This is a genomic window from Cognataquiflexum aquatile (genome assembly GCF_003316845.1).
Lineage (GTDB): Bacteria > Bacteroidota > Bacteroidia > Cytophagales > Cyclobacteriaceae > Cognataquiflexum > Cognataquiflexum aquatile.
Map to the genome: position 1 here is coordinate 103,263 of NZ_QMIK01000007.1, position 25,237 is coordinate 128,499.

20 protein-coding genes and 1 pseudogene are annotated in these 25,237 nt (G+C 41.9%); 6 read left to right on the forward strand and 15 right to left on the reverse strand.

Going from position 1 to position 25,237, the window contains the following annotated elements; translation table 11 throughout:
* Positions 1-23: 23 nt before the first annotated feature.
* From DQW11_RS18855 to DQW11_RS18870, 4 genes are all read right to left on the reverse strand, one after another.
* A complete protein-coding gene (locus tag DQW11_RS18855; RefSeq protein ID WP_113925664.1) occupies positions 24-668 on the reverse strand; it encodes a hypothetical protein in 645 nt (214 codons plus the stop codon).
* Between the two features lie 253 nt (positions 669-921).
* Positions 922-4,191: a S41 family peptidase gene (locus tag DQW11_RS18860; protein WP_113925665.1), complete on the reverse strand. Its 3,270-nt coding sequence runs from the start codon at positions 4,189-4,191 to the stop codon at positions 922-924.
* A 106-nt stretch (positions 4,192-4,297) separates the two neighbouring features.
* Positions 4,298-5,194: an alpha/beta hydrolase gene (locus tag DQW11_RS18865; protein WP_113925666.1), complete on the reverse strand. Its 897-nt coding sequence runs from the start codon at positions 5,192-5,194 to the stop codon at positions 4,298-4,300.
* A gap of 85 nt (positions 5,195-5,279) precedes the next feature.
* A complete protein-coding gene (locus DQW11_RS18870) occupies positions 5,280-6,707 on the reverse strand; it encodes a DUF1593 domain-containing protein (protein WP_113925667.1) in 1,428 nt (475 codons plus the stop codon).
* A gap of 296 nt (positions 6,708-7,003) precedes the next feature.
* On the opposite strand from DQW11_RS18870, the gene DQW11_RS18875 reads away from it, so the two are divergent.
* Positions 7,004-7,648 carry an outer membrane beta-barrel protein gene (locus DQW11_RS18875; RefSeq protein ID WP_157966151.1) on the forward strand — a complete coding sequence of 215 codons (645 nt, stop codon included), beginning with the start codon at positions 7,004-7,006 and terminating at the stop codon, positions 7,646-7,648.
* Entirely contained in the window at positions 7,648-9,150 is a 1,503-nt protein-coding gene (locus DQW11_RS18880; RefSeq protein ID WP_113925669.1) for a M43 family zinc metalloprotease, read from the forward strand. Before DQW11_RS18875 ends, DQW11_RS18880 begins: the two co-directional genes overlap by 1 nt.
* 181 nt (positions 9,151-9,331) lie before the next feature.
* On the opposite strand, the pseudogene DQW11_RS22665 reads toward DQW11_RS18880, so the two are convergent.
* Both DQW11_RS22665 and DQW11_RS18895 read right to left on the reverse strand, forming a co-directional pair.
* Positions 9,332-9,769 (reverse strand): annotated as a pseudogene (locus DQW11_RS22665) (PIN domain-containing protein).
* Positions 9,766-9,969 (reverse strand): hypothetical protein, encoded by a 204-nt coding sequence (locus DQW11_RS18895; protein ID WP_113925672.1) that lies wholly within the window; start codon positions 9,967-9,969, stop codon positions 9,766-9,768. Before DQW11_RS18895 ends, DQW11_RS22665 begins: the two are co-directional and overlap by 4 nt.
* Positions 9,970-10,153: 184 nt before the next feature.
* On the opposite strand from DQW11_RS18895, the gene DQW11_RS18900 reads away from it, so the two are divergent.
* Positions 10,154-11,197, forward strand: coding sequence for a ThuA domain-containing protein (locus DQW11_RS18900; RefSeq protein WP_113925673.1), 1,044 nt, complete (start codon positions 10,154-10,156; stop codon positions 11,195-11,197).
* Positions 11,198-11,325: 128 nt separating this feature from the next.
* Here DQW11_RS18900 and DQW11_RS18905 read toward each other — a convergent pair whose 3' ends face one another.
* The gene (locus tag DQW11_RS18905; protein ID WP_113925674.1) at positions 11,326-13,881 is read right to left on the reverse strand and encodes a TonB-dependent receptor plug domain-containing protein; all 2,556 of its coding nucleotides are present in this window, start codon (positions 13,879-13,881) and stop codon (positions 11,326-11,328) included.
* 109 nt (positions 13,882-13,990) lie between these two features.
* Here DQW11_RS18905 and DQW11_RS18910 point away from each other — a divergent pair, with 109 nt between their 5' ends.
* The gene (locus DQW11_RS18910; protein ID WP_113925675.1) at positions 13,991-14,842 is read left to right on the forward strand and encodes a sugar phosphate isomerase/epimerase family protein; all 852 of its coding nucleotides are present in this window, start codon (positions 13,991-13,993) and stop codon (positions 14,840-14,842) included.
* A 54-nt stretch (positions 14,843-14,896) separates the two neighbouring features.
* Entirely contained in the window at positions 14,897-16,273 is a 1,377-nt protein-coding gene (locus DQW11_RS18915) for a sulfatase family protein (protein WP_113925676.1), read from the forward strand.
* Here the strand turns inward: DQW11_RS18915 and DQW11_RS18920 are convergent.
* From DQW11_RS18920 to DQW11_RS18940, 5 genes are all read right to left on the reverse strand, one after another.
* Complete coding sequence (locus tag DQW11_RS18920; RefSeq protein ID WP_113925677.1) at positions 16,270-17,091, reverse strand: alpha/beta fold hydrolase; 822 nt, start codon at positions 17,089-17,091, stop codon at positions 16,270-16,272. The two genes, DQW11_RS18915 and DQW11_RS18920, sit on opposite strands and share 4 nt — an antisense overlap.
* Positions 17,092-17,400: 309 nt before the next feature.
* On the reverse strand, positions 17,401-18,228 hold the full coding sequence (locus tag DQW11_RS18925; RefSeq protein ID WP_232826800.1) for a sugar phosphate isomerase/epimerase family protein: 828 nt from the start codon (positions 18,226-18,228) through the stop codon (positions 17,401-17,403).
* Positions 18,229-18,264: 36 nt separating this feature from the next.
* Positions 18,265-19,398: a PDDEXK nuclease domain-containing protein gene (locus tag DQW11_RS18930; RefSeq protein WP_113925678.1), complete on the reverse strand. Its 1,134-nt coding sequence runs from the start codon at positions 19,396-19,398 to the stop codon at positions 18,265-18,267.
* A 116-nt stretch (positions 19,399-19,514) separates the two neighbouring features.
* Positions 19,515-19,967, reverse strand: a complete 453-nt coding sequence (locus DQW11_RS18935; protein WP_113925679.1) for a nuclear transport factor 2 family protein — start codon at positions 19,965-19,967, stop codon at positions 19,515-19,517.
* A 40-nt stretch (positions 19,968-20,007) separates the two neighbouring features.
* Positions 20,008-21,408, reverse strand: a complete 1,401-nt coding sequence (locus DQW11_RS18940; RefSeq protein ID WP_113925680.1) for an aminopeptidase P family protein — start codon at positions 21,406-21,408, stop codon at positions 20,008-20,010.
* 312 nt (positions 21,409-21,720) lie between these two features.
* On the opposite strand from DQW11_RS18940, the gene DQW11_RS18950 reads away from it, so the two are divergent.
* On the forward strand, positions 21,721-23,289 hold the full coding sequence (locus DQW11_RS18950; protein WP_113925682.1) for an L-serine ammonia-lyase, iron-sulfur-dependent, subunit alpha: 1,569 nt from the start codon (positions 21,721-21,723) through the stop codon (positions 23,287-23,289).
* A gap of 234 nt (positions 23,290-23,523) precedes the next feature.
* On the opposite strand, the gene DQW11_RS18955 is transcribed toward DQW11_RS18950, so the two are convergent.
* From DQW11_RS18955 to DQW11_RS18965, 3 genes are all read right to left on the reverse strand, one after another.
* Positions 23,524-24,204, reverse strand: coding sequence for a hypothetical protein (locus DQW11_RS18955; RefSeq protein ID WP_113925683.1), 681 nt, complete (start codon positions 24,202-24,204; stop codon positions 23,524-23,526).
* A 61-nt stretch (positions 24,205-24,265) separates the two neighbouring features.
* Positions 24,266-24,673, reverse strand: coding sequence for a hypothetical protein (locus DQW11_RS18960; RefSeq protein WP_113925684.1), 408 nt, complete (start codon positions 24,671-24,673; stop codon positions 24,266-24,268).
* Positions 24,673-25,089: a hypothetical protein gene (locus tag DQW11_RS18965; RefSeq protein WP_157966152.1), complete on the reverse strand. Its 417-nt coding sequence runs from the start codon at positions 25,087-25,089 to the stop codon at positions 24,673-24,675. Before DQW11_RS18965 ends, DQW11_RS18960 begins: the two co-directional genes overlap by 1 nt.
* Positions 25,090-25,237: the final 148 nt, after the last annotated feature.

Below are 25,237 nucleotides of genomic sequence, written 5' to 3' on the forward strand. Positions count from 1 at the left end.
GCGATCTTAAGCTGGTTTGATTATTATAAAGAAAAACCCTGATTTTCCCATCTCGATAAAATCAGATTTTCCCTGATCAGTTTTTTGATCGCAGGAATATTGGCATAGTCAATATTCTTGCCTTCAAAAAACGCGGGAAGATCAGTCATGCGGGTAATTACCTGATCCAATTCTGCATCCCTAATCCCTGATTTCAACAGTTGCCTTCTGAGCTCTACCATCAGCGCCAAAAGGCTCCAGTTCTGAAAATCCCCATTGAGGAAATCTCCCTTTTTCCCTGAAGATTTATCCAAACCCAAGGCGATTTCACGTACATCGTCTATACTCGCAGTGACTAGAATCTGGGAATTTTCACCTTTTTTATCGCTAAGTTCATCGATAAAATATATCACCCGATTGAACTTGTAGCTGATCTCCAAATCAAGTTTTTCCACCAATTCGGTTCGGGATTTTTTGTCTTCCTTTTTCTCTTTATAATCATCATAGGCCACCACCCCACCGGAGAGAAAAACAGCAGACAATATCCAAAGACCGAGTTTGCTGTTGAAAAAATAGATCACTTTCCCCCATCCTATCTTTTTGTCAGCTTCATTTTGAAGTTTTTCCCTGACTTCAAACCGGCAAGTTTCCCTTAATCTGATAAGCTCTTTTTCTTCTTCTGACAACATATTAAAATCAATTTTTGGATTATTGATTTGAATTTATTGGAAAAAAAATTAGGGTTAAATGATTATTTGCCAATAATCCAAAAATCCTTACCAATCAGGAAAGAAAACCCTGCTGTAAAAAAAATCCCAATTCCGGCAAGGGTGGATCTTGCCGGAATTGGGATGGTAATTTTAATATTACTTCCATTCTCCTGCTTGTGTCTTCACAAGCAGCAACCCTCAATTAAAATCCCAATTGATGAGTATTTTAATCTTACTTCTTCTTCATTCCTTTCGCCGTCCTGTCTTCATATGCCGGAGCCGGAGTCATGGTAGATGGATTGGTAGGAATGAGTTTCAATACTTCTTGAACTACTCTTTCCATCTGAGGATCTCTTCCCTGCATCATCAGGTTAGGGTCATCCCACACGACGATATCCGGGCTTACACCTTCACCTTCCCAAAACCAATGTCCTGCATTGTCATAGAGTCTTGCATCCGGAACGGTGATTCCTCCACCGTCTATCAACTGATGTCCTGTAGCCGGTCCAACCAAAATCCCGAGTGTATTTTCTCCGACAATCGGTCCTGCCTTCAACACCTTGAAAGCCCAAGGAAGTCCATCACCGCCGGATCCGGCCCAACCGTTGATCAACATACCCATCGGTCCGGTATTGGCTTTGATAGGGTTGGTATGGTCACGGCCATGTCTCCAATGCAGGTTGTAGACCACCGGTCTTTGGAGCAATTCCAAAAATCTGTCTGCCAATTGCCCGCCGCCATTGAATCTTTCGTCGATGATAAATCCTTTTTTGTCCAATTGGCCATAATACATACTGACCAATTCCCGCTGACCGTCACCGGAAGTATTGGACATGTAGACATAGCCAAGCTGTCCATCAGAAAGCTTTTCGACAAGTTTTCTGTTATTCTCAAGCCATTCTAGGTATCTGAGGTTTGACTCTTCGCCCGGCGAAAGACAGGTGATGACCACGTCTCTGCTTGATTCCGAATTGCCGTTTTTCTGCCCCACTGTCAAGGAAACAGTCTTTCCGCTCAAACCTTCAAATGCCGCATAAGGATCTTTGTTGGGATCGAGCTTGATGCCATTGACAGCAAGGATAAAATCCCCTTCCTTCACCTCCACGCCTGATCTGTCAAAAGGCGACCTGACTTCGGTATTCCACGCAGCAGGTTTTACAATCCTCTTTATTTTATATCGGTCTCCGTCTTTTGCCCACTCGATTCCAAGAAATCCCGTCATCAATGGCGTCACTGATTCTACATCACCGCCATTGGTATAGGTATGGCCTGCGGCAAGTTCTGCCTGCATGTTGGATTGGATATTGGTAATGTCCCAACGTGTTCTGGCATCTTTGATCAAAGCTCCATAACGTTTCCTCATATCCTCCCAATCCACACCCTGCATATTGGGATCGTAGAAGAAATCCCTGTATCGTCTCCAGGTATCATTGAAAATCTGATTCCATTCTTCCCTCGCCACCCAATTCATGACAAGACCGGTGGTTGGGATAGGCTTCTCCATTTTTTGTGCTGCATTTGCTACAATGATTCCAAACTGACCATTGCTAGAAATCAAAATGGATTTGCCGTCAGCAGAGACAACATAGTTGTTCACCTTATCCAAAATGGTTTTTTCCTCCCTCTCCTTGATATCATAATACATCAAAGTCGAACCATTGTCTCCCGATCCGGTCCTTGGGTACCGCATGAAAACCAATTTGTCGTCGATGGCTGTCATCTTTCCAAAATTCCCCGGCTTGACAGGAAGGATTACCACCCTAGACTCCAAACCATCAAAATCAATGGATACCTGAACGCCATTGGCCTTCTTTTCTTCGGGTTTCTTTTCGTCAGGCTTCTTGTCCGCGGCAATTGTAATGGTGTCATTTTTTGGAGCCAAAAGAGAAGCCACAGATTTGTTCAGGCTGATTGCACCGATTTGGGTTGCATTGGGATACACCCATGTACCGTCACCCAAAGCTGAGTAAACAGGATCCATATTCCGGTTGGTCTGGAAAAAAAGGTATTTTCCGTCCTTGCTAAATGTCGGAGAATCATCTGAATAATACCCTGAAGTCGCCTGAGTCAATTTGTTTCCTTCTACATCGTAGATGAAAATGGCCGTATTGGCATTTTCAAGGCCAATCGGGAAAGTAACATATTTAGAATCAGGAGACCAAGAGATCGGAAAACCGGGCGCTCCACCATGTCCGATGACCCAATGGGTATTGCCGGCTTTTTTGACCTGACCCGACACGGCATCTACTATGGAGATATCATGCTTTTCATCTATGAACGCTAATTTTTTGCTATCAGGAGACCAATGCAAGGTGTATCCAAATCCACCTTTTCGGTCGGTAAGTTTTTTGGCTTCCTGATTTCCTTGGGTATTTTGAAGGTATATTTCATTTTCCCCTGATCGGTCGCTCCAATAGGCAACTGATTTGCCATCAGGAGACCAAGCAGGGCTGTGGTCCAAAGCACCGCTTGATTGGGTCATGTTGAGGGTGAAACCTTCCTTCGAAGGGACATTGAACAGCTCGCCTCTTGCCTGAAAAACAACCCTTTTGGCATCCGGTGAAACGGTCATATTGGCGATGTTTTTGCTCACATCTTTTTGTTGAGCCATTTCAACAGATAGGTCACTGACTACGTGGACATCTACTTTTTTGTAGTTTTTGGTAGCAAGGTCCATCAGGTAAAGGTCGCCGCCCATTTCAAAAACCAGTTCCTTTTCACTTGCTGAAAGGTAGGAAATATCAAAATCTTTGAAATTGGTAAGCTGCGACATGGCTTTGGACTTGGTGTCATAAGCCCAGATATTCAGTCTCATGTCGGGGTTTTCATCCGAAAGAAAATAAACCGTGGTTCCCGACCAGGCCGGTTTGCCATCAATGGCTATCCTGTTGGTGACATTTTCGACCTTTTTGGAAGCCATGTCATAGATCAGGATATCGGAGTTGTTGCCGCTGCGGATTCTTTTGAAAGGATAATTTTCAGTGATTTTGGTAATGTAAGCCAATTGCTTTCCATCAGGAGAAAAACTCGCCAATTCTCCATAGGGCAAAGGCAACTTCTCAGGAAAACCACCTTCTTTATTGACTAGAAAAAACTGGTTTAACAACCTTCTTCCACCCAGTTCACCTGTGGAACCGAAAAGCAACTGCTTCCCATCAGGATGCCAGTCAATCATGCGGTCAGGGAAGGACTTGTACGTAACCCTGGTTGGTATGCCACCGGTAACCGGCATCATGAACACGTCAAGATTGCCATTATAGCTCGCTGAAAATGCGATGGATTTCCCATCAGGGGAAAATCTCGGCCATGATTCTTCTCCGGGAGAACTAGTCAATTGGGTGGCCATGCCTCCCGCTTTGGGAACTGTCCAGATATCTCCACCAAATACAAATGCAATCTGGGAATCCGAGACATCCATATACCGCATCAACTTCGCATTGATCTGGGCAATGGATGGTGAAACTGTACAGATCAAAAAGAGTAATGTGAAAATTTTTTTCATAGTGGTTTGGGTTTTGGTATTTTTCAAAAGTTAGAAATTAAACATGGTTTTCTAATAACCTTGGTTTAAAAATGGGAGATTATGGGAAAGAAATCAAAAAAGGCCTTTATAAGGCCTTCATCCATTTTTCGACATCATCCATCCAACGGACTTCGGAAGTGGGATTGATCATGCCATAACCGTGTCCCCCTTTTTCGAAGTAGGTATGGGAAACGGGAACATTTTTTTGCTTCAACGCCGCTTCAAAAAGGTAAGAGTTTTCAATTTTGACAGGATCGTCTTTAGCATGGACAAGGTAGGTGGGAGGCGTTTCGGCGGTAACTTGCTTGTCATTGGAATAAAGGTCGATCATACCTTGTGGCGGTTTTTCCCCGATCAGGTTTTTGGAAGAACCACTGTGCCCTACTTCTTTATCAAAGGTAATCACAGGATACACCAAGACCATAAAATCCGGCCTCAGACTGGTTTTCTTTGGGTTTTCGATTACTTCCCGTTTGAAATGTGTGCCGGCAGTAGAAGCCAAATGACCACCTGCCGAGAAGCCCATGATTCCAATCTGATCTGGTTTTACATTCCATTTGGCTGCATTTTCCCGAACCATTTGGATAGCGCGCTGTGCATCCTGAAGTGGCCCGATGCTTTTGTCCTCCATGGCCAATCCATTTGGCAACCTGTATTTCAGCACAAAAGCAGCCACTCCCCTTTTGGCAAATTCCTTTGCCACATCATGGCCTTCATGCCCTGCCGCCAACAACCAATATCCGCCACCGGGACAAATGATGATGGCTTTTCCTGTTGCCGTTTCTTTGGACGGAAGATAAGCAGTCAGTGTGGGGACGGTTACTTTGCTGATGATCAAAATTCCATCATCCCTCACCTCAGAAGTTTCTACATTGGGCACGTCCTTGGAATTGGGAATCGGTCCCTCATATAAAGGCATTTCGGTTTGGGAGAAAAGCAAAGAAGACATCAGACAAAAGCAAAAAAGGAAAAGGAATTTCATGATTTGGGATATTTTTGAAGGATGCAATTTATAATGAATATTCTACGGCTAAAGGCAATTTTATAAAAGTTTGTTTTCAACTCTCTCAATTCCCCAACACCACTCTTCTATAAGATACCAAAGAAGGGCTACCTGAATCCTCAACTTCGAGGATAATATGCAAGGTTTGGCCATCACCCAATTCAGGCATGACAAATTCAATGTCCATGGCATGCGGATCGAAGAGTTCCATATCTCCTGTATAAGCGCCTGCTTCCTTGTATATCCACCACTTGTACCTGATTTGGTCTCCGTCGGGATCCATGCTTCCCTTTGCAGAAAGCTTTACTGTTTTTCCTTTTTCAAACTTACCAAAAGCCAAAGCTTTTCCTTTGTTCCCATTGAGTACAATGACAGGATTGTGGTTGGCTTTTTTATAATCATCAGCGATATTCCAGTCCATTCTTGCCGCGAAATCATGCTGATAGGCTTTTCTCCACCTCCAGATTGTCGCCTGATTGGATGCTTCCTTCCTGCCATCGGCCAAAGTGATTTCATCTTGGGTATTGATCGATGATGTCCAAATTTTATCCTTTTCTCCATAAGACTGCCACCATTCATATCGCCCGGCCCAGCCGCCATAAGTAGGGCTTTTGTACCATCCCAAACCGTTATTGATCAAACCAAAAAAAGATGGCGTATCCCCTTCCATGATATAAATCACATCAAGGTAATTGGCTCCCAAAGGACCGTGGTTTTCCTTGATATTGGCATTCAACCATGGATTGTCGACCAACTCAAAATCAACCATTGGGGCATTTTTGTACCAACGGTCCCCTGCTATTCCTGTCCAGGTGGCTTTGTAATATTCCCTCCAATTGTCTCCCGCACTTGCATCCACGATATAAAAGATTCCAGAAAAATTATTCCTGACCCAAGGACCAGCAAAATCCTGATCAGAGATAGCGTAAACCCGGAGTTTGGAAACAAATTTTGCGACCTCAGCTTCTGACCTGGTGTTTTTTACTTTCCAAAGTGCCTGCGCCAGACAATTTGCCCCACCCCAAACAGAAACCCATAGCGGCCTGTCATCGGCTTTGTCCACGGCTTTGATCAGCATTTCCGAACCTGGAGAATCTTTGCCTTCCCCGACCCCTTCCATGCTAAACAAGGGAAGGTGCTGAGTCGTCACGCTGAGCAGATAGTCCATCGTTGGAAATCCTGAGGCATGTTTGTCGAGATTTGATTTGACCTTTCCATAGTTGCGCACCAATTCTTCGATTTTGTCTTTTCGGATTCCGTTTCGCAAATGGGTAGAAGTGGTAGCCACGATTCCCTCGATATCATATTCATTGGAATAAACCAGCAACCGTACTAAGGACTGTTGGTCGTCCGGTTCATTGGTGATGTCTGTGAGGACAAAAAGCCGCTGCTTGATGGGTTCTTCGAAAGTAAGTGCTGACTGTGCAACCAAAATATGATTTACAGAAAACAAGAAAGTAAAAGCAATGAGGAAGAATGATCTTTGCCGCATGGATATTTTGGGAATATTTTGATTTTTTAAGATAAGGATAATAAAAATAAGACCACTTTCCCCAAATTAAAAATGAGGTAAAAAACATACCTTTTCAGACTTTTTATCATTCATATCCAACATTTTTTAAACTAAACCAGCTATCAAAGCGGAATTTTAAATCGGATTCAATAGTTTAGGGTTTTTATAAGATTTGTTTGGTTTGGTATTCCGGAATATGCTTCGAAATAAATTACGGACCTGATGAATTTAAAAACAAAGCATGAATGAAATTCGCCAATATGAAATGTCCCCCAATGAAAAAACCTTTTTCACTTCTTCTTTTCATGATATGCCTTGTCATGTCAGGATTCGAGGCAAAAGCTGAAAGTCAGAATGACAGCATTCCTGAGAAAACACGTGAAATGAAAATGGGAATCCGGTTTTCTCCTTCTCTCAATTTTTTTGATTATGGTGATTTGTCTTTTGGACAGGTGGCATCTGATTATAAAATCGGGGCGGCTTTGGGAATGGTCTTTGACTGGAAAATGAGCGAATACAACCGCATCAGACTTGAGCCTTATCTGGAATACCAAAACATCAATAACAACTCCATCAATCCGGATATCGAAGCAATCACCTCATTTAGCAATGTGTCTTTCGGATTGGATGCAATTCCTTTGGTATTGACCTATGGAGGAAAATACAAAGGGACGCTGTCGGTGGGAGGTTTTGCAAAATATATCCTGAACAGCTCCCAAAGCACGACTTTAAACGGAAATCCCGTCAATAACTTCAATGTCGAAATCAACAAACTCCAGTATGGTCTCTCCTTTGGTGCGGGGGCATATCTTGGAAAAAGGCTGATAGAGTTTCGGTATTATCAGTCCCTCAATGATTTTGTAAATAATCCTGTTGTCCCCAACAGCATCAATCAGGTCCAACTCATACTTGTATACTAATGAAAAAGATCCACTTACTCTACAGTTTTTGGGTACTGTTAATCTTCAATTCCTGTGTGACTGACAGGGAGTCTGAAAATTCATTTTACCTCAATCAGATCAACAGAATCCAACTGATCTCTTCCAAAACCATATTTTTTGCGGAAAATCTCCAAGAAGATCTTAACCTGACCGTAAGCTTTTTTGACAGGGACAACAGGCCTTTTTTAAACAACATTGATGTTCCTTATGAGATCTATCTTGGTGATTCGGTGATCAAAGAACCTAAACTTGATCTTGCCCGACCCGGGAAATATAAGCTTCGGGTCATGTTCCCAACAAGAGAAAATACCTTCAGCAACGAGGTTGAAATCGAGGTGGTAGAAGGAGATTATATTTCAGAACTGGTTTTGGATTTTTCAAATGAGACCAGAAATGAATTTACCTTGGCCAACAATGGAACCTACGATTTTACGCTCCGGGCATTTGGCCCCAATGGAGAAATACCGGGTGTGCAAGAACAAATCAGAAGAAATTTATCCTTAAAAGCAGGGAATTTAAACACCAACAAACTGACAGGTATTGCGATAGAGCAAACAGGGCTGATTGAAGTGCAGGCCTCTGTTTTCGGGGTAAACAGCAATATTCTCAAAATCAATTCGCGCTCAGATATTTCCTATCCGATTAAAGAATTTCAGGTAGTATTTCATGTCTTTTCCAATGTCTTTAATCCAACACCGCTTCAAATAGAGACCCAAATAAACATGGCAAACCTTGCTTTCGGTGGTGGTGTCCGGTCTTCTTTTCGAAGGAATTTGAATGCTGTAGATGCAGGTTTCAGGTTCAAGTTGGCCGACAGAAATCCCGATGGCACACCCATGAATACAAAAGGTATCAACAGGATTTTTACTGATAAAATATACCAAGATGCACAGGACCCTGAATTATTGGGATTGAAGTTCAACAGTATCTGGGATCCAACCCAATATATCAACGTGTTTGTAGAAGACCTCAATAGCATGGGTGCAGCAGGTTACGCTTACCTGCCGTTTTTGACAAGTCCTGTTGTCGGTGGACTTTCACCAATATTGACACCTGACACAGAATTGTTTTACCCAATTATGGTGGCTCTTGATTTCAGACTCTTTAACGGACAATACAGGGATGACAATGTATTGGCGCATGAATTGGGCCATTATCTTGGGCTGTATCATACCTTTCAGGATTGTCAGACAGGGGATTTTTGTGATGATACCCCTTCCCATACCCTACCATCTAATCCATCTTTAAGATTCAGCAACAACAGGACAAACTGTTTAAATGCTCCTTTCATTTCCACCAATTTTATGGATTATATCAACAGCGTTGACAATTTTACTTTTGACCAAAAAGAAAGAATGGTCAAGATATATGAAAACGCGTTGTTTATGCCCAAAGACCTCAATAAGCCGGATGCGAGGCTGAAGCCATTTAGGCGAGGACAGCTTGACCCAAGCATCAAGCCAATCATCTGTAACTTCTGATTGGATAAGGACTCCAGGTTTAATGATGACAAATTGATTTGCATCATTTGAGGCTTAGGGATTAAATATCGCCGGTGAACAATTGTTTGTAGCTAAAAAACAAAGGTTTCTATTGATTGGGTAGGTCATTATCATTGAAAATTTCTTACCCATGAGGAGTTTGAGAGTGCCAATGCAATAACTATTTATCTCTAATCATTTTAATCTGTTCGGTTCCAAGGATCCAATCAATATTCATTTTTTCCAATCCCCTTTTGAGTTTTTGATCACCAGTCCAAAGGGGAGATTTGAGTTCTAAGCATAAGGCAATAAACGGAGTATCAAAGACATCAATGTTTTTTGTCAATTCACCCGCTTTAAGCCAAGATTCTTTTGATACGAGATCAAGATCGAATTATTCGATCTTCTTTAGAATCATTAATTTCAAAAAATCTATTTCATCTTCATTATATCCAGATAACCCAACTAATTTATTGTGGTGACGGTCTAGTTCATCCATAATTATTGTTGGGGCAAAAAAATCAAACAGTTCAGAAGAGTTCAAAAGTAAATCACTAATAGCACCATTTGGGCTTAAGATACAGCTGAATACGATATTTGTATCAACTACAACTATCACTTAATGTATCGCCTTTTATTTTCTTCCCACCAAGAGGATTTTGCCTGTTTAGCCAAATCATCGATTTGTTGCTGAGTCGCTTTACTTTTTGAGGTTATCTCACGGAATTTGATAAAATCTAAAAGCCGCTGTATACCTGTAAGGTCTGTTCCCTCATCAACCCTAATTACGATTTCATTGTCTCTTCTTTCGATTTCCATGTTAAAATTTAGGAATATTATTGAATCAAATTAAATCTTAGATGAACAATCTCAAATTAATGAAGCCTGGAATTTTCAAAATCATTTATAATTCCCATCAAATTTTTCTTTTTTCAAACCCACTTTCAAAGTATCTTTTGGAAAGTGAAAAGATCCTGAAATTTCCATAAAACCAAATAACCCTATGTCAACTCAAATTGTGGTTTCCCAAAAGTATTTTTCTAAATATTTATTCTTAAGCCTTGGCTTTTTCCTGATATTTTCCATCAGCTGTCAGGCACAGCAGGGTAAAACCTGGTTGCAGTTTGAAGGAAAATCAGGTCCCGGCAAAGGAAAACATATCGTTCTTGTCAGCGGCGATGATGAATACCGCTCTGAGGAAGGGATGCCCATGTTGGGCAAGTTATTGGCGGAACATTATGGATTTACATGCACGGTGTTGTTTCCGATCGAACCGGAAACCGGCAATATCGTCCCTTCTTACCAAAACAACATACCCGGATTGGAACACCTGGCAAAAGCCGATCTGATGATTTTGCTTACCAGATTCCGAGAATTGCCTGATGAGCAGACCAAATATTTCCACGACTTCATTATGGCAGGCAAACCGATCATCGGAATGCGGACTGCTACCCATGCTTTCCACTACGAAAAAAACAAAAACAGTCCCTATGCCAAGTATGATTGGAGAAACAAAAGCGCCGGTTGGGAAGGAGGATTCGGGCAGAAAATCCTCGGTGAAACATGGGTTGCCCACCATGGCGAACATGCCAAAGAAGGCGCCCGTGCGCTGATCGACGGTCCTGCCCAACTTGCAAACCATCCTATCCTTCGTGGAGTCAATGATATTTGGGCGGCGTCTGATGTGTATACTGTCAAGAACCTGACCCAAGATGCGCAAGTGCTCGTCTATGGCCAACCCACCAAAGGCATGACTCCCGATACGCCTTTGATCTGGGAAAAATCCGTGATGCCTATGGCTTGGACCAAAGATTATCAGGTAGAGGGAGGCAAAAAAGGAAAAGCATTCGCTACCACGATGGGCGCTTCGGTTGATTTGCAAAGCGACGACCTGAGGAGACTGATCGTGAATGCGGTTTTTTGGGGATTGGATATGTCGGACCAAATCACGCCTGACCTGAACGTTTCCATCGTCGGCAAATACGAACCGACCATGTTTGGTTTTGGAACATTCAGAAAAGGAATGAAAGTGGAAGATTTCAAATAAAAATAGACAGGAGATTTGGGACATGAGATTCTAGACCCAATTGGCAAGAAATGGAAGATGAAACTGCAAAAACCATAAACTTTTCGAAAAGGCTTTTCCTTGTCATCTCAACGAAGGAGAGATCTTTTCTAAAAACTCACCTGATAGGAAAGTGTAAAAGCCCTCAAAGGCAGCCAGGTAGAAGCACCATCAATTCCAGAGGAATAAAAGTTGTCATTGTATTCAATATGCTCATCCGCTAGCCATACCGACTTAGCGTTAAGTCTCGCCTCAGGATCTGCAGCTGAATACGAAGTGATGAAAAACAGGTTATTTGCGATCAGGGAAATTCTGCTTGACACTTTTTTATTTTTGATCAAAAAATTCAAATCCCTTGAAACAGAAAGGTAATGAAGGGAAAAGAATCCGGATTTTTCGATAAAGTAACTACTGAACCTGTTAAATTCTGTCAGGCCTTGATCCTTAAGGTTCTGAAATGAACGGAGTACATTTTGGTTGAAAAACGTCACTCCACCGTACATCAAGTTGGTTTCATTGGCATTGATATGCCCAAAAACTCCCCTAAAAAATGCGTCCAAATGCCATTTTTTCCATTGCAGCTGATGGTTCCAACCCATCCACCATTTGGGTACAGTCTGACCTTGAGGCACATAATCATTCATCCAATCCTGTTGGTTATTGTCCTGTTGCAGTATCCATTTTCCTGTACTGCGGTCTATTCCCAAAAACTCAAGCGCCCTGCCTGTCCCGATTGGCTCGCCTGTCCTCAGGGTGCTATATTGGTAATGTGGGCCTCCTCCAACAGCCCTGGTGACCCCTATGTCATATCCTTCCAAGCTTGTGAATTCAGCATCCAAGTCTTTCCATTCTGATTTGAGAAAGGTGGCATTAAGACTGCTTTGATAGATTACCATTCCGATTTTAACCGAATTCAAACCGAGAACCCATTCCATCCCTCTGTTTCTGATTTCCCCAAAATTCTGGTAAGTATTGGGATAATAGGAATTCCCATCTGTATAATCCCAATCATATGCCCGCATCAGATTGATAAAATCAGAAGACCTGCTTGTAAAAAACCTCAATTCCCCAGATAGCTTATTCTGGAAAAAGGAACCACTCCCTCCTATTTCCAATTGATGGGTGTCTTCCCACTTCAAATCTGGGTTGGCATAATGGGTGAAATTAACAAAAGGTTCCACCTGTAAAATTGTTTTGCTCAAACCAGTGCGATCAGGAATCAAACCGGTATGGGAATAGGATGTAAAAATCTGAAATTTTTGACTGAGACGGTATTTCAGATCCAGTCCAAAAAACTGCCCCCATCCTGCATTTTCCCCCAAATTGGAAGAAATTTCAGGTTGGTAGAGGAAGTCAAAGTACAATCTTTGTTTCCAATTGGACTGCAAGAAAAAACCCAAGGCATTCAGCGTATATTTACCGATTTGAGGATTCAGTGTTTGCACCACGACAGTATTCTCAGGTTCAAATGGCCTGATTAGATTGGTGCCTGTTTGGTCATAGGAAATCTTTTGGGAGGATAAACGAATACCCGGATTGAAAGTAAAGTCGTTGATTTGAATCAAATAATCGGATGAAAACTCCATGTAAGTACGGTCATCCTTTCTTGTTTTATTCCTCTGAAAGGTTCCCGCATTATTGCTCAATCCAATGATACCATCAAATTGAAACTGATCTTTTGTTAAACCGACTTTGCCTATTCTTCCACTGATTGTCCATTGGGGAAAAGGATTGGCAGTAATATTTGCCTGTACCATTTCCATTTTTGAATCCAAAGTATTTTGATCCGCAGTCATTCGAAGCCATGGATTTCCTCCATACCTATTGAAGGAATTGACTGGTTGATCCAATGCAAAAGTCGGATTCATTCCCACCGCTGCCTGGAAAAAATCAGAATTACCTATTTCAGAATCCCTATCAACAACCAAAGCCGAGACTCCTGCTTTGACCTTATTTTTCAAAAAAGAATAATCAAGGGCACCATAAATACTTAATTGTTGGAAGCCGGTCTCCTTTTGGATACCTGCCACATTGCGATGACTGAGGATTACTTTGGAATTCAAATTTCCCGTCCGGTAACCGAGTTTCAGACCGGTATTGGTTGACCAAGCAGTTTGTGTCAACGCTTCCAACCAATCCGTATCACTGTTTCCAAAAAATGTTCCCGGCGGCGCCTGATTCCTATATTCCTGTGCATTCAGGTTGCCATAAGGTCTTTGGTAATTTTCCATGCTGACATTTTGAAGAAAGGTTACTGAAAGCCCTTCCTTCCCATTATTGGAAATTGCAGCATCAAACACTCCGGCGGCAGCTTGTAAACCCATTTGTGCCAATTGGCTCCCTCTGCGAACACTCATCGAATCTATCAAAAAAGGATCTACCATGTGCCAAGCCAAACCGGGCATTCCGTCCAACATCAACATCGGCTGCATCCTACCAAGAAAAGTATGGTAACCACGGTAAATCATATCAAAGTTACCATTGGGATTTGATCCCGGTCTTGAGACCAAGAGTCCCGGTATCTGACTCTGTATAGCCTGCGGCAAAGAAAGAATCAAGCCCTGATTGAATGGTTTTTGCTCCATCGTGAGGCTGTCAGATTCTTGAGCTTTAAGTGAAAAAGCTAATTGTAAAAGTCCGATTGCAATAATCAAAAACCGAAGCATTTGTATTTGGGTTGTTTTGGGAACTGAAATTAAATATAGGCTTTTTAGTTGATTTTTTTCATATAGAAGTAATTTGAATTTCTTATTTTTAGCAAAACCCTATTAACCCATGAATAAAATCGGATTTAATGTTTTGGCTTGGTCGGCAGCGATGTCTGATGACCTCAAACCAATTTTGGACAGGCTGAAAAAGATCGGCTATGATGGTGCTGAGTTTTTTGTTGGCTCTGACGATATCCCTGCCTACAAAAGAATCGGAGAGCATTGCAAAAATATTGGCTTGGAGGTCACTACGGTTTTTGTGCTCAGTCCGGAAGAAAACCTCGTCAGTCCGGATAACGATGTCCGCCAAAAGGGCCTTGAAAAAATCAAGTGGACTATTGACCGTTCGCATGATTTGGGTTCGCAGGTGCTTTGTGGCCCTTTCCATTCTGCTTTTGCTACTTTTTCCAAAGCCGCCCCTCAGGATATCGAGTATGCGCGCAGTGCTGAAATCCTCCATCAGGCGGGAGATTATGCCGCACAGGCAGGAATCCTGCTGACGCCTGAGGCGCTCAACAGGTTTGAATGCTACCTCTGCAATACCATGGAGCAGCTTTTTCACCTGCTGAAAATCGTCAACCACCCCAATGTCAAGGCGATGTTTGACACCCATCATGCCAATATGGAGGAGAAAAAACTGGGAGAAGCCATACACCGCATCGCACCTTACCTTGCCCACTTCCACATCAGTGAAAACGACCGTGGCACGCCGGGTTCCGGGCATGTGCCTTGGGATGAGACTTTTGCCGCTTTGGCTGCTATCAAGTACAAAGGATGGCTGACTATCGAAGGATTCACAAGGAACGATCCTGATTTTGCCAATGCCATTGGGGTATGGAGGCAGTTTTCAGAACCTTGGGAAATGGCTGAAAGTGGATATCGATTTATCAGGGAAATGGGAGAAAAGCATGGGCTGTAGGTATTTGTTATGCAATGACTAGACTTTGGTAATTTCACAATTACCCAAAAAAATATGGGAAGAATTCTGATTTTAACCATCTCTATTATTCTAAGCTTAGATCTCCTTGGTTTTTCTCAAGATGACCGGCCCAATATCATTTTCATCCTCACAGATGATCAAAGATGGGATGCTTTGGGATTTGCGGGTAACCAATTGATCTTTACCCCTGAAATCGACCGACTTGCCTCGGAAGGGATATTTTTTGAAAATGCCTTTGTAACCACTCCTATCTGTGCGGCGAGTAGGGCCAGCATTTTAACAGGAACTTATGAAAGAACACATGGGTATACTTTTGGACAAGGGGAAATCAAGCAGCCATTTATTGATCAATCCTATCCTGCTTTGATGAGAAATAGCGGTTACAACACCGGCTTTTTCGGAAAATTCGGTGTCAATTATTCTGGTTTCGAGGAGCTATTTGATATTGGCGAGAATTACGACCGATTGGATCGCTACAAAGATAGAAGGGGCTATTTCTTTAAAACACTTGGTATGGATACGGTTCATTTGACCCGCTATACGGGCCAAAAAGCGATTGAGTTTATCCGCCAAGCACCCAAAGAAAAACCATTTATGCTTTCTTTAAGTTTCAGTGCCCCGCATGCCCATGATCCGGCAGAGGAGCAATATTTTTGGGAGAAGGAATTTGATTCTTTGTATGCATCACAATATTTTCCCGAGCCTCCTTTAAGTGATCAGGAATATCTTGATGCGCTACCTCCCTATGTTCGGGAAGGTGAAAACCGTAAACGTTGGCATTGGAGATTCGACACAAAGGAAAAATACCAAAGGAGTATGAAGGGATACTTTAGGATGATTTCTGAAATTGATCATGAAATCGGGTTGATAAGGAAAGAGTTATCAAAACAGGGAAAGGATAAAAATACAGTTATCATTTTTATGAGTGACAACGGCTATTTTTTGGGAGAGCGCCAACTGGCCGGAAAGTGGTTGATGTATGATAATTCCCTTAGGGTTCCGATGATCATTTATGATCCCCGATCTGTCCAAGCCCGAAAAGTAAAAGACCTGGTTTTGAATATTGATATAGCACCGACCATTTTTGACCTTGCCGGGCTTGATAAACCAAATTCTTGGCAAGGTCTAAGTTTAGCCGGATTTTTAGAAGAAAACAGTCCTAATTTGGGTCGGGAGGATTTTATTTGTGAACACCTTTGGCAGGTGGATATTATACCGCCAAGTGAAGGCCTTAGGACCGAGGACTGGAAATATTTCCGTTACATCAATGATCCTCAGCATGAGGAATTATATGATTTGAAATCAGATCCCTTAGAAAAGAATAACCTTGCCTTGAACCCTAAATTCAATGGCAGATTAATGGAAATGAGGAGAAAATTTGAGAATAAAGAAAAGGAGTTGAGAAATTAAACCTGGATGGATCCATTTGGATTCTTCAACCATTGATCAACCCTGTCATTAAATTCCTCCAGGTTTTCCCAATGGAAAGCATGGCCACTTTTCTCATAGATATGCAATACCGAATTAGGAATTGCAGCGGCTACTTCCTTGGTCATCCATACAGGCGTAAAAATATCCTCTTCACCACCCAAGACTAAAACCGGGCAATTCACTTTTGCCAAATCCGAAAGTACATCATGTGTCACACAAGCAGCAGCCTGTCCTTCCAATCCGATCAGCGGTTGAGGATTCGGATCCAAAGCGGCATTTTTCCTGTCTTCCAACAGACCCGCATGAAATTCCTCATTGTCCCATGATTGCTTGGAAAAAATCAATAACTGGATATAAACGCTGAATTCTTCAGGTTTCAATCTTGCTTTGCAGTCCTTCATGTGTTGGAAAATCGCCTTGGCAGAATTGTCACAACGTGCCCAAGGACACATCAGCACCATGGCTTTGACCCTTGTAGGAAAATGGATCGCCATCTGTTGGGCGATGATGCTGCCCATGGATACGCCGGCTACTTTGACCGCACCCAAACCCAAGTGATCCAACACGCCGATGCAGTCCTGCGCCATCTGAAGGGAAGTATATGGACCTGCAGGCTTGTCGGATTTGCCGACTCCCCTGTTGTCCACGAGGATACAGCGAAAGGATTTTGCCCAATGGGCAACATGTTTTTCCCAGACGCTTCCCGGGGCAGTGATTCCCATGATCAGGAGCAGCGGTTCTCCCGAGCCCTTTTCTTCAAAGTAGATGTTGGTTCCGTTGGTGGTTATGGTTGGCATTTTTTAAAGAATGGTTATTGGTTATTTGTTAATGGTTAAGGGTTGTAATGGTTCTAGTTGTTCTAGTGGTTGGCAGACAAGACTAGTCTAATTGTTTGTGCTTTTATCAATGTTTTTGGATTGCCATAATATTCAGAATTTGGCTTCCCGTCTTGAATCTTATGTCTTGTGTCTTGTGTCAAATTTCTCGCTTCTTGGTCCACACACCTTTACCCCTACTTTTATCTTCGTCAACATCGGTCATCCGACATTTTCCCAGTCTCGCTTCTCCTTCTCGTTTCTAGCATCTCATATCTCACGTCTCATATCTCAAATCTTCAAACTCGGAACAAGCGTTTCCTGGATCCATTTTCCGTCGTGCAAAGTGACAAAATCAGGATCTTCCAAGGCTTCTTTTCCCTCGTCCTCACAGATGATCCAACCTGCATAACCGATTTCCTTGAGCCACTGCGTGATTCCGATCAGGTCGACTTTTCCTTTTCCCATCAGGGCAAACTCCGGATTTCCATCCCAATCTTTGTAATGCACATGGTTGATGATGGATTGGTATTCTTTCATTTTGGCAAGGGGATCCATGCCGCCGTTGATGATGTGGCCGACGTCAGGACACCAACCTGTGGCAGACAGGTCAAGTCCCTCCAGGATGACTTTGTAATCGTCCTCTGTCCTCGTGATGGAGGTATGGGGGGAATTTGGGTGGAAACTGCTTTCGACTCCTTTTTCTTTGGCCCTTCGGGAAACCCTGTTCACGATATCTGTAAGGCTTTTTCTTCGCTGCACGATATCATGTCTGCCGGTTGGAATCTGAACCGTACAAAGGACCGAGCCTGGAAAACGCTGCAGCAAATCGATCGCATTGTCTGCGACCTTCCGCTCTTCCTCAGTTTCTTCTTTACCGTTCCAGTCCAAAGCCAAGGCTACCGCGGCCAGTTCAATGCCCTGTTCTTTGAGTTTTTCTTCCAACAAAACCGGATCCGACAATTTGCCCATCCAGGAAAAAATAGGTTGGATTCCGGTAAAACCTGCCTTGGCTATGATCTCGATCATATGTCCCAACTGGTCTTTGTAGGTTTCTCCGTTGTTGTTCATATACCAGGTATACACCTCAGCACCGAATTTGAATGGTAGTTTTTGCATGGTTTTATTTTTGGGGTTTTGATGATTTTAAAGCGACTAACTGTTCCATTTTTGTAATTCATTGGTAATAAATGCTTCAAGTATTTCCTTTTTGGGCAATTCCAGTAGGTATTTGGAAACGAATAATTTGTTGTCCATGCCTGTGGTGGCGAACTCTACCAACGCAGTGTTTTTGTTGGTGACCAATAATATCCCAACTGTGGGATTATCATCACTTTGCATTACGTTGGCTTTGTAATAGTTTACATAAGTATTGAGTTGCCCGATATTGTGATGGTTAAAGTCCTCGACTTTTAGCTCTACCAAAACATGACATTTGAGGATGCGGTGGTAAAATACCAAGTCAATAAAAAAATACTCATCTCCGATCAGGATTTTCTTTTGTCGGGCCTCCAGGCAAAAACCATGTCCCATTTCCATCATAAAATCCTGTAAATGGTCAAGCAAGGCTGATTCCAAATCATTTTCCTCCACCGCATCTTTAGCCTTCAATCCCAAAAATTCAAATGCATAGACAGATTTCACTATATCTGAAGGATTGGCGACTTCTGCCTTTTGTTGGGTGATTTGGCTGAGCATTTCAGGCTTGATGCTCATTCCACTTCGTTCGTAATACAGGCTGTTAATTTGGCGTTTGAGTTCTCGGACGCTCCAAGTGCCTTTGATGCATTCGAGTTCGTAGAATGTCCGCTTTAAATTATCTTGAATTTTGATCAATTCCACAAAATGTGTGAAGGACATTTTACTTACCAATACACTCCCATTTATTTGGCTTACAGCATATTTAGATTCGGAGGTCGGTGACCTCAAAATTGGCAATGATTTTTCTATTTGAGATTTTGGGGTCAGTGACCCAAGAATTTGAAATGGTAAAAGATTATTGAATTCTTGGGTCATTGACCCAAGAATTTGCGGATAGCAAAAATAAAACTGCCGACAGCGCGAGAGTTCAGCAGACACTAACCCCTTTATTTTGATTTCAAGTGATAACTTCTTGAGCAGTTCAGTGCCATAAGATGCCCTATCCTCTCCCTTTTGCTCGAACTCTACAATATAGTACCCGATCAGCCAATTTCTTAAAGTCAGCGATACATTAACAGCTTTGAGCGCCTGCTGCTGAAAGTGGCTATGGGTTTTGGAAATTGTATCTATTAAAAGTTCAAAGTTCATTTCTATATCGTATTTACGTATTCCCAATTTGTTAAAAACCAACTCACTACCAATCAAAAAAATCGTTAAACGTCCGTGAAGACACGGACGTGGCGCGGTTATTTTAAGTTAACACCTCACTTGCCCTTCAATTCCTCATCAGGGATTGCCATGGTATGGTTGGCCAAAAGCTTGTACTGACCCTTTTCTTTGACATAGGTCCGCATAAAGTGGTAGGTGACCGGACTTGGTCCTCGGTCCACTACCGTATAGCCACTCACCACGGCGGTATTTCCCAAAACCACCACCTTATGGTCACGGGAAACCCTTCCTCTTGTATCATTCGGCTGACCAGATTGAATCCGCTTGGCCTTGGCCACGACCGCTTCCCGTCCATCAATAAGACTTGCATGGTTGTGAACCCACACAAAATCGACAGCCAGTAGGTTGGACAAAAAATCAACATCAGATTCCAAAAGGGCTTTTTCCCATCCAAGGTCCAGGTCGATAAGTTTTTGATGATCTTGGGTTTGGGCTACTGATGGGAAAATCAGGAAGCAGAGGAATATTATTGTGGCGAGTTTTTTCATGGTTATTGGGTTATTGGTTATTGGTTAATGGGTTATTGGGTTATTGGATTGCTTTTGCTCTGATATTTTCAACATCCATGATTTCTATTGGTAATGGTTCTCCCAAAATCCTGGAACCGGTGTCTGTAATCACAAACCCATCTTCCACCCTGATCCCGCCAAAATCCCTGAAATGAGCAAGCTTTTCATAATCAATAAAATTACTGTGCAGATTTTCTGCCTGCCATTGATCGATCAGCTTTGGGATAAAATAGATTCCCGGTTCGATCGTGACACAATAACCCTTCTCCAGTTCTTTGCCCAAGCGGAGAGACCTCAGACCAAATTGACTGCTTTTTTTCAGTTCATCTGTATATCCTACATATTCCTCTCCCAAGTCCTCCATATCGTGCACATCCATACCCAACATGTGTCCCAAACCACATTGGAAAAACAAGGCGTGAGCTCCCTGATTTACTGCTTCATCCAAGTTGCCCTTCATGATCCCAAGTTCTTTAAGACCTTCTGCGAGTTTTCTACAGGCCAAAAGGTGAATTTCCTTGAACATTACTCCCGGTTTTAAGGCAGCAACTGCGGCGTGATAGGCATTCAGTATAATCCGATAGATTTCCCTTTGCCCATCAGAAAATCTTGATCCCACAGGAATGGTCCGTGTAATGTCGCCTGCATAATGGGAAGCTGATTCAGCACCAAAATCCCCCAAAAGCATTTTTCCTTTGACCAGGGTATTGGAATAATTGTGATTGTGTAGAATCTGTCCGTCAATGGTAATGATAGGCGGAAAAGATAAACTTCCACCTGAGGAAATCGCTTCACCGGTCACCAAGCCCAAGAGTTCGAATTCCTTCATTCCGGGTTTGGCAGCTGACATTAATTTTTGGTGCATTTTTACGCTGATGTTCACCGCTTTGGTCAACTCCCGGATTTCCTCCTCAGACTTGATAGACCTTAGCGAAACAACTGCTTTGATAAACTCTACCGAGACAAGGGAATGAATCTCTTGATGGTTCTTTTTAAGCCAAACGGCTAGTTTTTGAAGATTTTCAGGCCTATAGGGAGGAAGGAAATGGATTCGCTGATCTCTGCCAGATGTCAAAAAACTACCTATCTCACTTTTTGATTTGGTGTAACTCATTCCAACCTCGTTTGCCAAATCTGACAAAGGAGGATGGGAACCTTGCCACACCGTTTCTTCAACAGTCAAATTATCCCCATAGAGGATTTCAATATCCTGATCAATATCAATGACAGCAGTGAGACCCGGCATATCCAGTCCAAAAAAATAAAGGAAAGTACTATCCTGTCTAAATGGATACCAGTTGTCTTTGAAATTGACACTGCTTTCTTCATTTCCCAAAAAAAGGAGGACTCCGGAGCCAATCATTTTCTTTAACCGGTTTCTTCTTTCTATATATGTTTCTTTCGAAAAGGTGGTTTGCATACTTTTTTCTTTGACCAAAAATCAGTTCCCATCCAAGATAGAAATTACATTTTAGCAATTCAAAAACCAATGATAAAATCCCTCCACCCACTCCATGAATGGTCAGCTTACATTCTTTTCTTCAGATTAACGGATTGGTTTGAACCACAAACCTGCAATGAAAAAACTGCAACCCGGTCGGGCTAAATGCCGGAGGTATTTCATTTCGAGGAATTTAATTTTACCAAATGCAATAAATTGGTTTAAAGAATTTGGGGAATGACAATTTTCAAAGGTTTAAGTTTTATATTTAAGTAGAAAACAGAAAGTATCATGAACTATCCCAGCATATTTAATGACGTCATCGGCCCTGTCATGAGAGGCCCATCCAGTTCCCATTGTGCTGCTTCGCTGAGAATCGGGAGGATTTGCCATGACCTGATGGATGGCAGGATTTCAGAAATCCAGATAGATTTTGACCCTAACGGTTCTTTGGCTACCACGCACAAAGAACAAGGTTCGGATATGGGCTTATTTGGTGGTTTTTTGGGTTGGGAAGCCTATGATGAGCGTTTGGTCAATTCTGAAATGCACATCGGTGCTGCCGGGATCAAGGTTAAAATAGACATCAAAGACATACAGGCAGAGCATCCAAATACCTATAAAATCACCTTGCACAATCCTTGGGAGACCCATCAGGTTATTGCCATTTCAACCGGCGGAGGGATGATTGAAGTCATCGAAATCGATGGGGCAAAGGTTTCCTTGGCAGGTGATTGTTTTGTTTCCTTGTTTTATTCCAAAGACAAACAAAAGCTCAAAAGCTACCTTCAGCAATCCGACATCCTCGGAGAGATGGAAATTCACACGGAAGAAGGGGATTTTTTAGCGTTAAAATCCCAAAGCTTTTTGGATGAAACGCTGATTGAAGAAATAAAGACCATTGAGGGAGTTTCTCAAGTCAAACAGATAAAGCCTGTTTTGCCTGTACTTACCAGAACCAACCAAACAGTCCCTTTCATTACCTGTGATGAAATGCTGGCTTACAATCGGGACAAGAATTTGAGTTTATGGGAATTGGCTGTGCGGTATGAAAGTATCCGGGGCAACATTACCTCTGTGGAAGTCCTTTCCAAAATGAACGAAATCCGGATCATTCTCAAAAATGCGGTAGAAACCGGACTCAAAGGAACTTCCTTTGAGGATAGAATCTTGGGTCCCCAATCGGTAAAATTCAAGTCCATGATGGAGGACAAAAAACTGATTGACGGGAATGTTTTGAACCGGATTATCATGTATGTGTCCGCCATCATGGAGGTCAAGAGTTCCATGGGAGTAATCGTGGCGGCACCAACTGCGGGTTCATGTGGCGCTATGCCCGGAGCAGTATTGGGAGTAGCAGATACGTTGGGACTTTCTGATGAGGAAACCGTCAAAGCCTTGATGATCGCAGGTTTGATCGGAGTATTTATTGCAGCGCATTCCACCTTCGCAGCAGAAGTGGGAGGCTGTCAGGCCGAGTGTGGTTCCGGTGCGACGATGGCAGCTGCTGCGATTGTCCATTTGGCCGGAGGCAACATCAATCAAAGCATTTCTGCGGCTTCGATGGCTTTACAGAGTTCTTTGGGAATGATTTGTGACCCGATTGGTAACAGGGTAGAAGCTCCCTGCCTCAACAGAAATGTGATGGCCGCCTCCAATGCGCTTTCCTGTGCCAATATGGCCTTGGCAGATTATGACCATTTAATCCCTCTGGATGAAGTCATTGAGACCATGTATGAAGTGGGAAAAAGTATCCCAAACACCCTGAGATGTACCAATCTCGGAGGATTGTCCATCACCAAGACAGCCAAAGAAATTGAAGCGCGGCTGACGCAGAAATATTTTTATAAGAATTGTTGAGGGGTGTTGATCTAAAAAATAAGTGGGGTTTTCCTTTTTACAACTGTACAGGTTATTCCTAGTTCGATGTATGGTGGTGAAATTCTCCTGGAGAGGTACCTGATTGAGCTTAAAGAAGGTGGGTTTTTGGTGATGTTTGCTTCAAACTTTCACCTAAATAAAAAAAGATAATAATATTCATATTCACTCTGTAACTCAAACTGTATACTAGAAGATGTTCGAAAGCGTATGTGCTTAAGTTATCCAGTTTATTATCATTTTATTTAACTTCCATTTACTTTCTAAATATTCAATAATTACAAAATAACTAATACCTTCCATTTTAAATGGGTAATAATTAACTATTAAAACCCCATATTTTTTTTCTTCATCAAAATATACTTTTGAAAAAGCTAGAATTCCACCAAACTTTCTATCAGTTATTTCCCATGTATTTGGATATTCCCTATTTAGATCAGATTCAAGAATTAACTGATAATTTTCGGGTACATTAAATTGGTTTAAACCCCAAGTGGACCTAGGTTTATCAACTTCTTGATTATTTTCTACTATTTCATTTATCAATAAGCTATCAAAAAATTCTATTTGTCTCAAATCGTTAAAGTCAATCGGTAAATTTGAATCAACTAGCCCAAGAAGTAACCTTTTGTCTATCAAATTAATGCTATCCAATTGCTGCTCATACTTTTCTAAAATTTTATTTGCTGCTATTGTGTCAATTCCTATAATGTTTAATTCTTTATCAAAAAGTGGAGGGAGGGGAGGTGGAGGGAAATTAAAGGCCGAAATCCCTAGACTATCAATCAATTCTGGAAAAATTTCACTAATAACCTTGACATCAGTTTCATTATTTCTTCCACAGCTTATCGCCAAAATAAATAATAGAATAAGGAGTTTTGTTTTGGTCGCTGCCATTATACAAACATTTTTTCTTTAGAATGGAAGTAAATCTTCAACTGATTTTCCACTCGAATATTTATAATGGTATTCTCAGTGTCAATGCCGGAATATCTCTTGGTTGTCCAGGAAGGAAAATCGGTTGATAAACTGCCTGATTTTGAAGAGAAAGTTGTGCTGCCATCCTAGCATTTGAGCCTGAACTTAGAAACAATGGTACACTGGTCATAATTGATAATAATCCTGTAACTGTTAAGAATGATCTTAATCTTTGGTTACTTGAACCATCAAAATCGTCATATTTTACTGGGATTACCAAAGAAGTAACTGCTAAGGTTGTACCACCTCCTACTAAGATCAATCCTGCCTTAAATTGCGAATCACTTAATTCTGATAGTTCTTGGGGTGTAGTCAGTACGGAATTAGATTGGGCAGGAGAATAAAAAGATATTCCCAATAAAATTACTGCCAGAAAAAATGTTTTCATCAGTTCGAAGAATTAAGGTTAACAGTAAAGGTAAGTGCAGGGTATACTTTTTGTGTTTGCGGAAGGGTGAGACCACGGACAGTTTGGGTACCCAAACTCAAATGGGCAGCTTTTCTAGCTTTTGAAGCGGAACTTATAATTATAGGAACTCCAATAATTGCGATAGGAACACCAACATAAAATAGATAGGGTCCAATTCCATCACCTGAATCAGAAGATGCGCTGCTGACACCAAGCGCAATAATACCTACTCCCATCATACCGGCTCCAACAACCAAAAATCTAATTCCGGTCTTTTTCTGTTTTTCACTTTGTTTTAAGTATTCTTTTATCAAAAACTCTTTACCATTATCTTGAGCCTGAAGATTTAATGATAACATGAAGAGGAGAGAAAAAATGAAAGTTACTTTTATCATAATCTATATGTTAATAACAATATCTGAGTCCTTATTTTTAAGGTAAGTTAAACACATAACTATTGACTTACTATTTTTTTAGAAAGTTTTTTGCGCTCAAGCCTCAATGCCTTGACTAAAAAATGGGATTAGAGCTTCAGTTAATAAA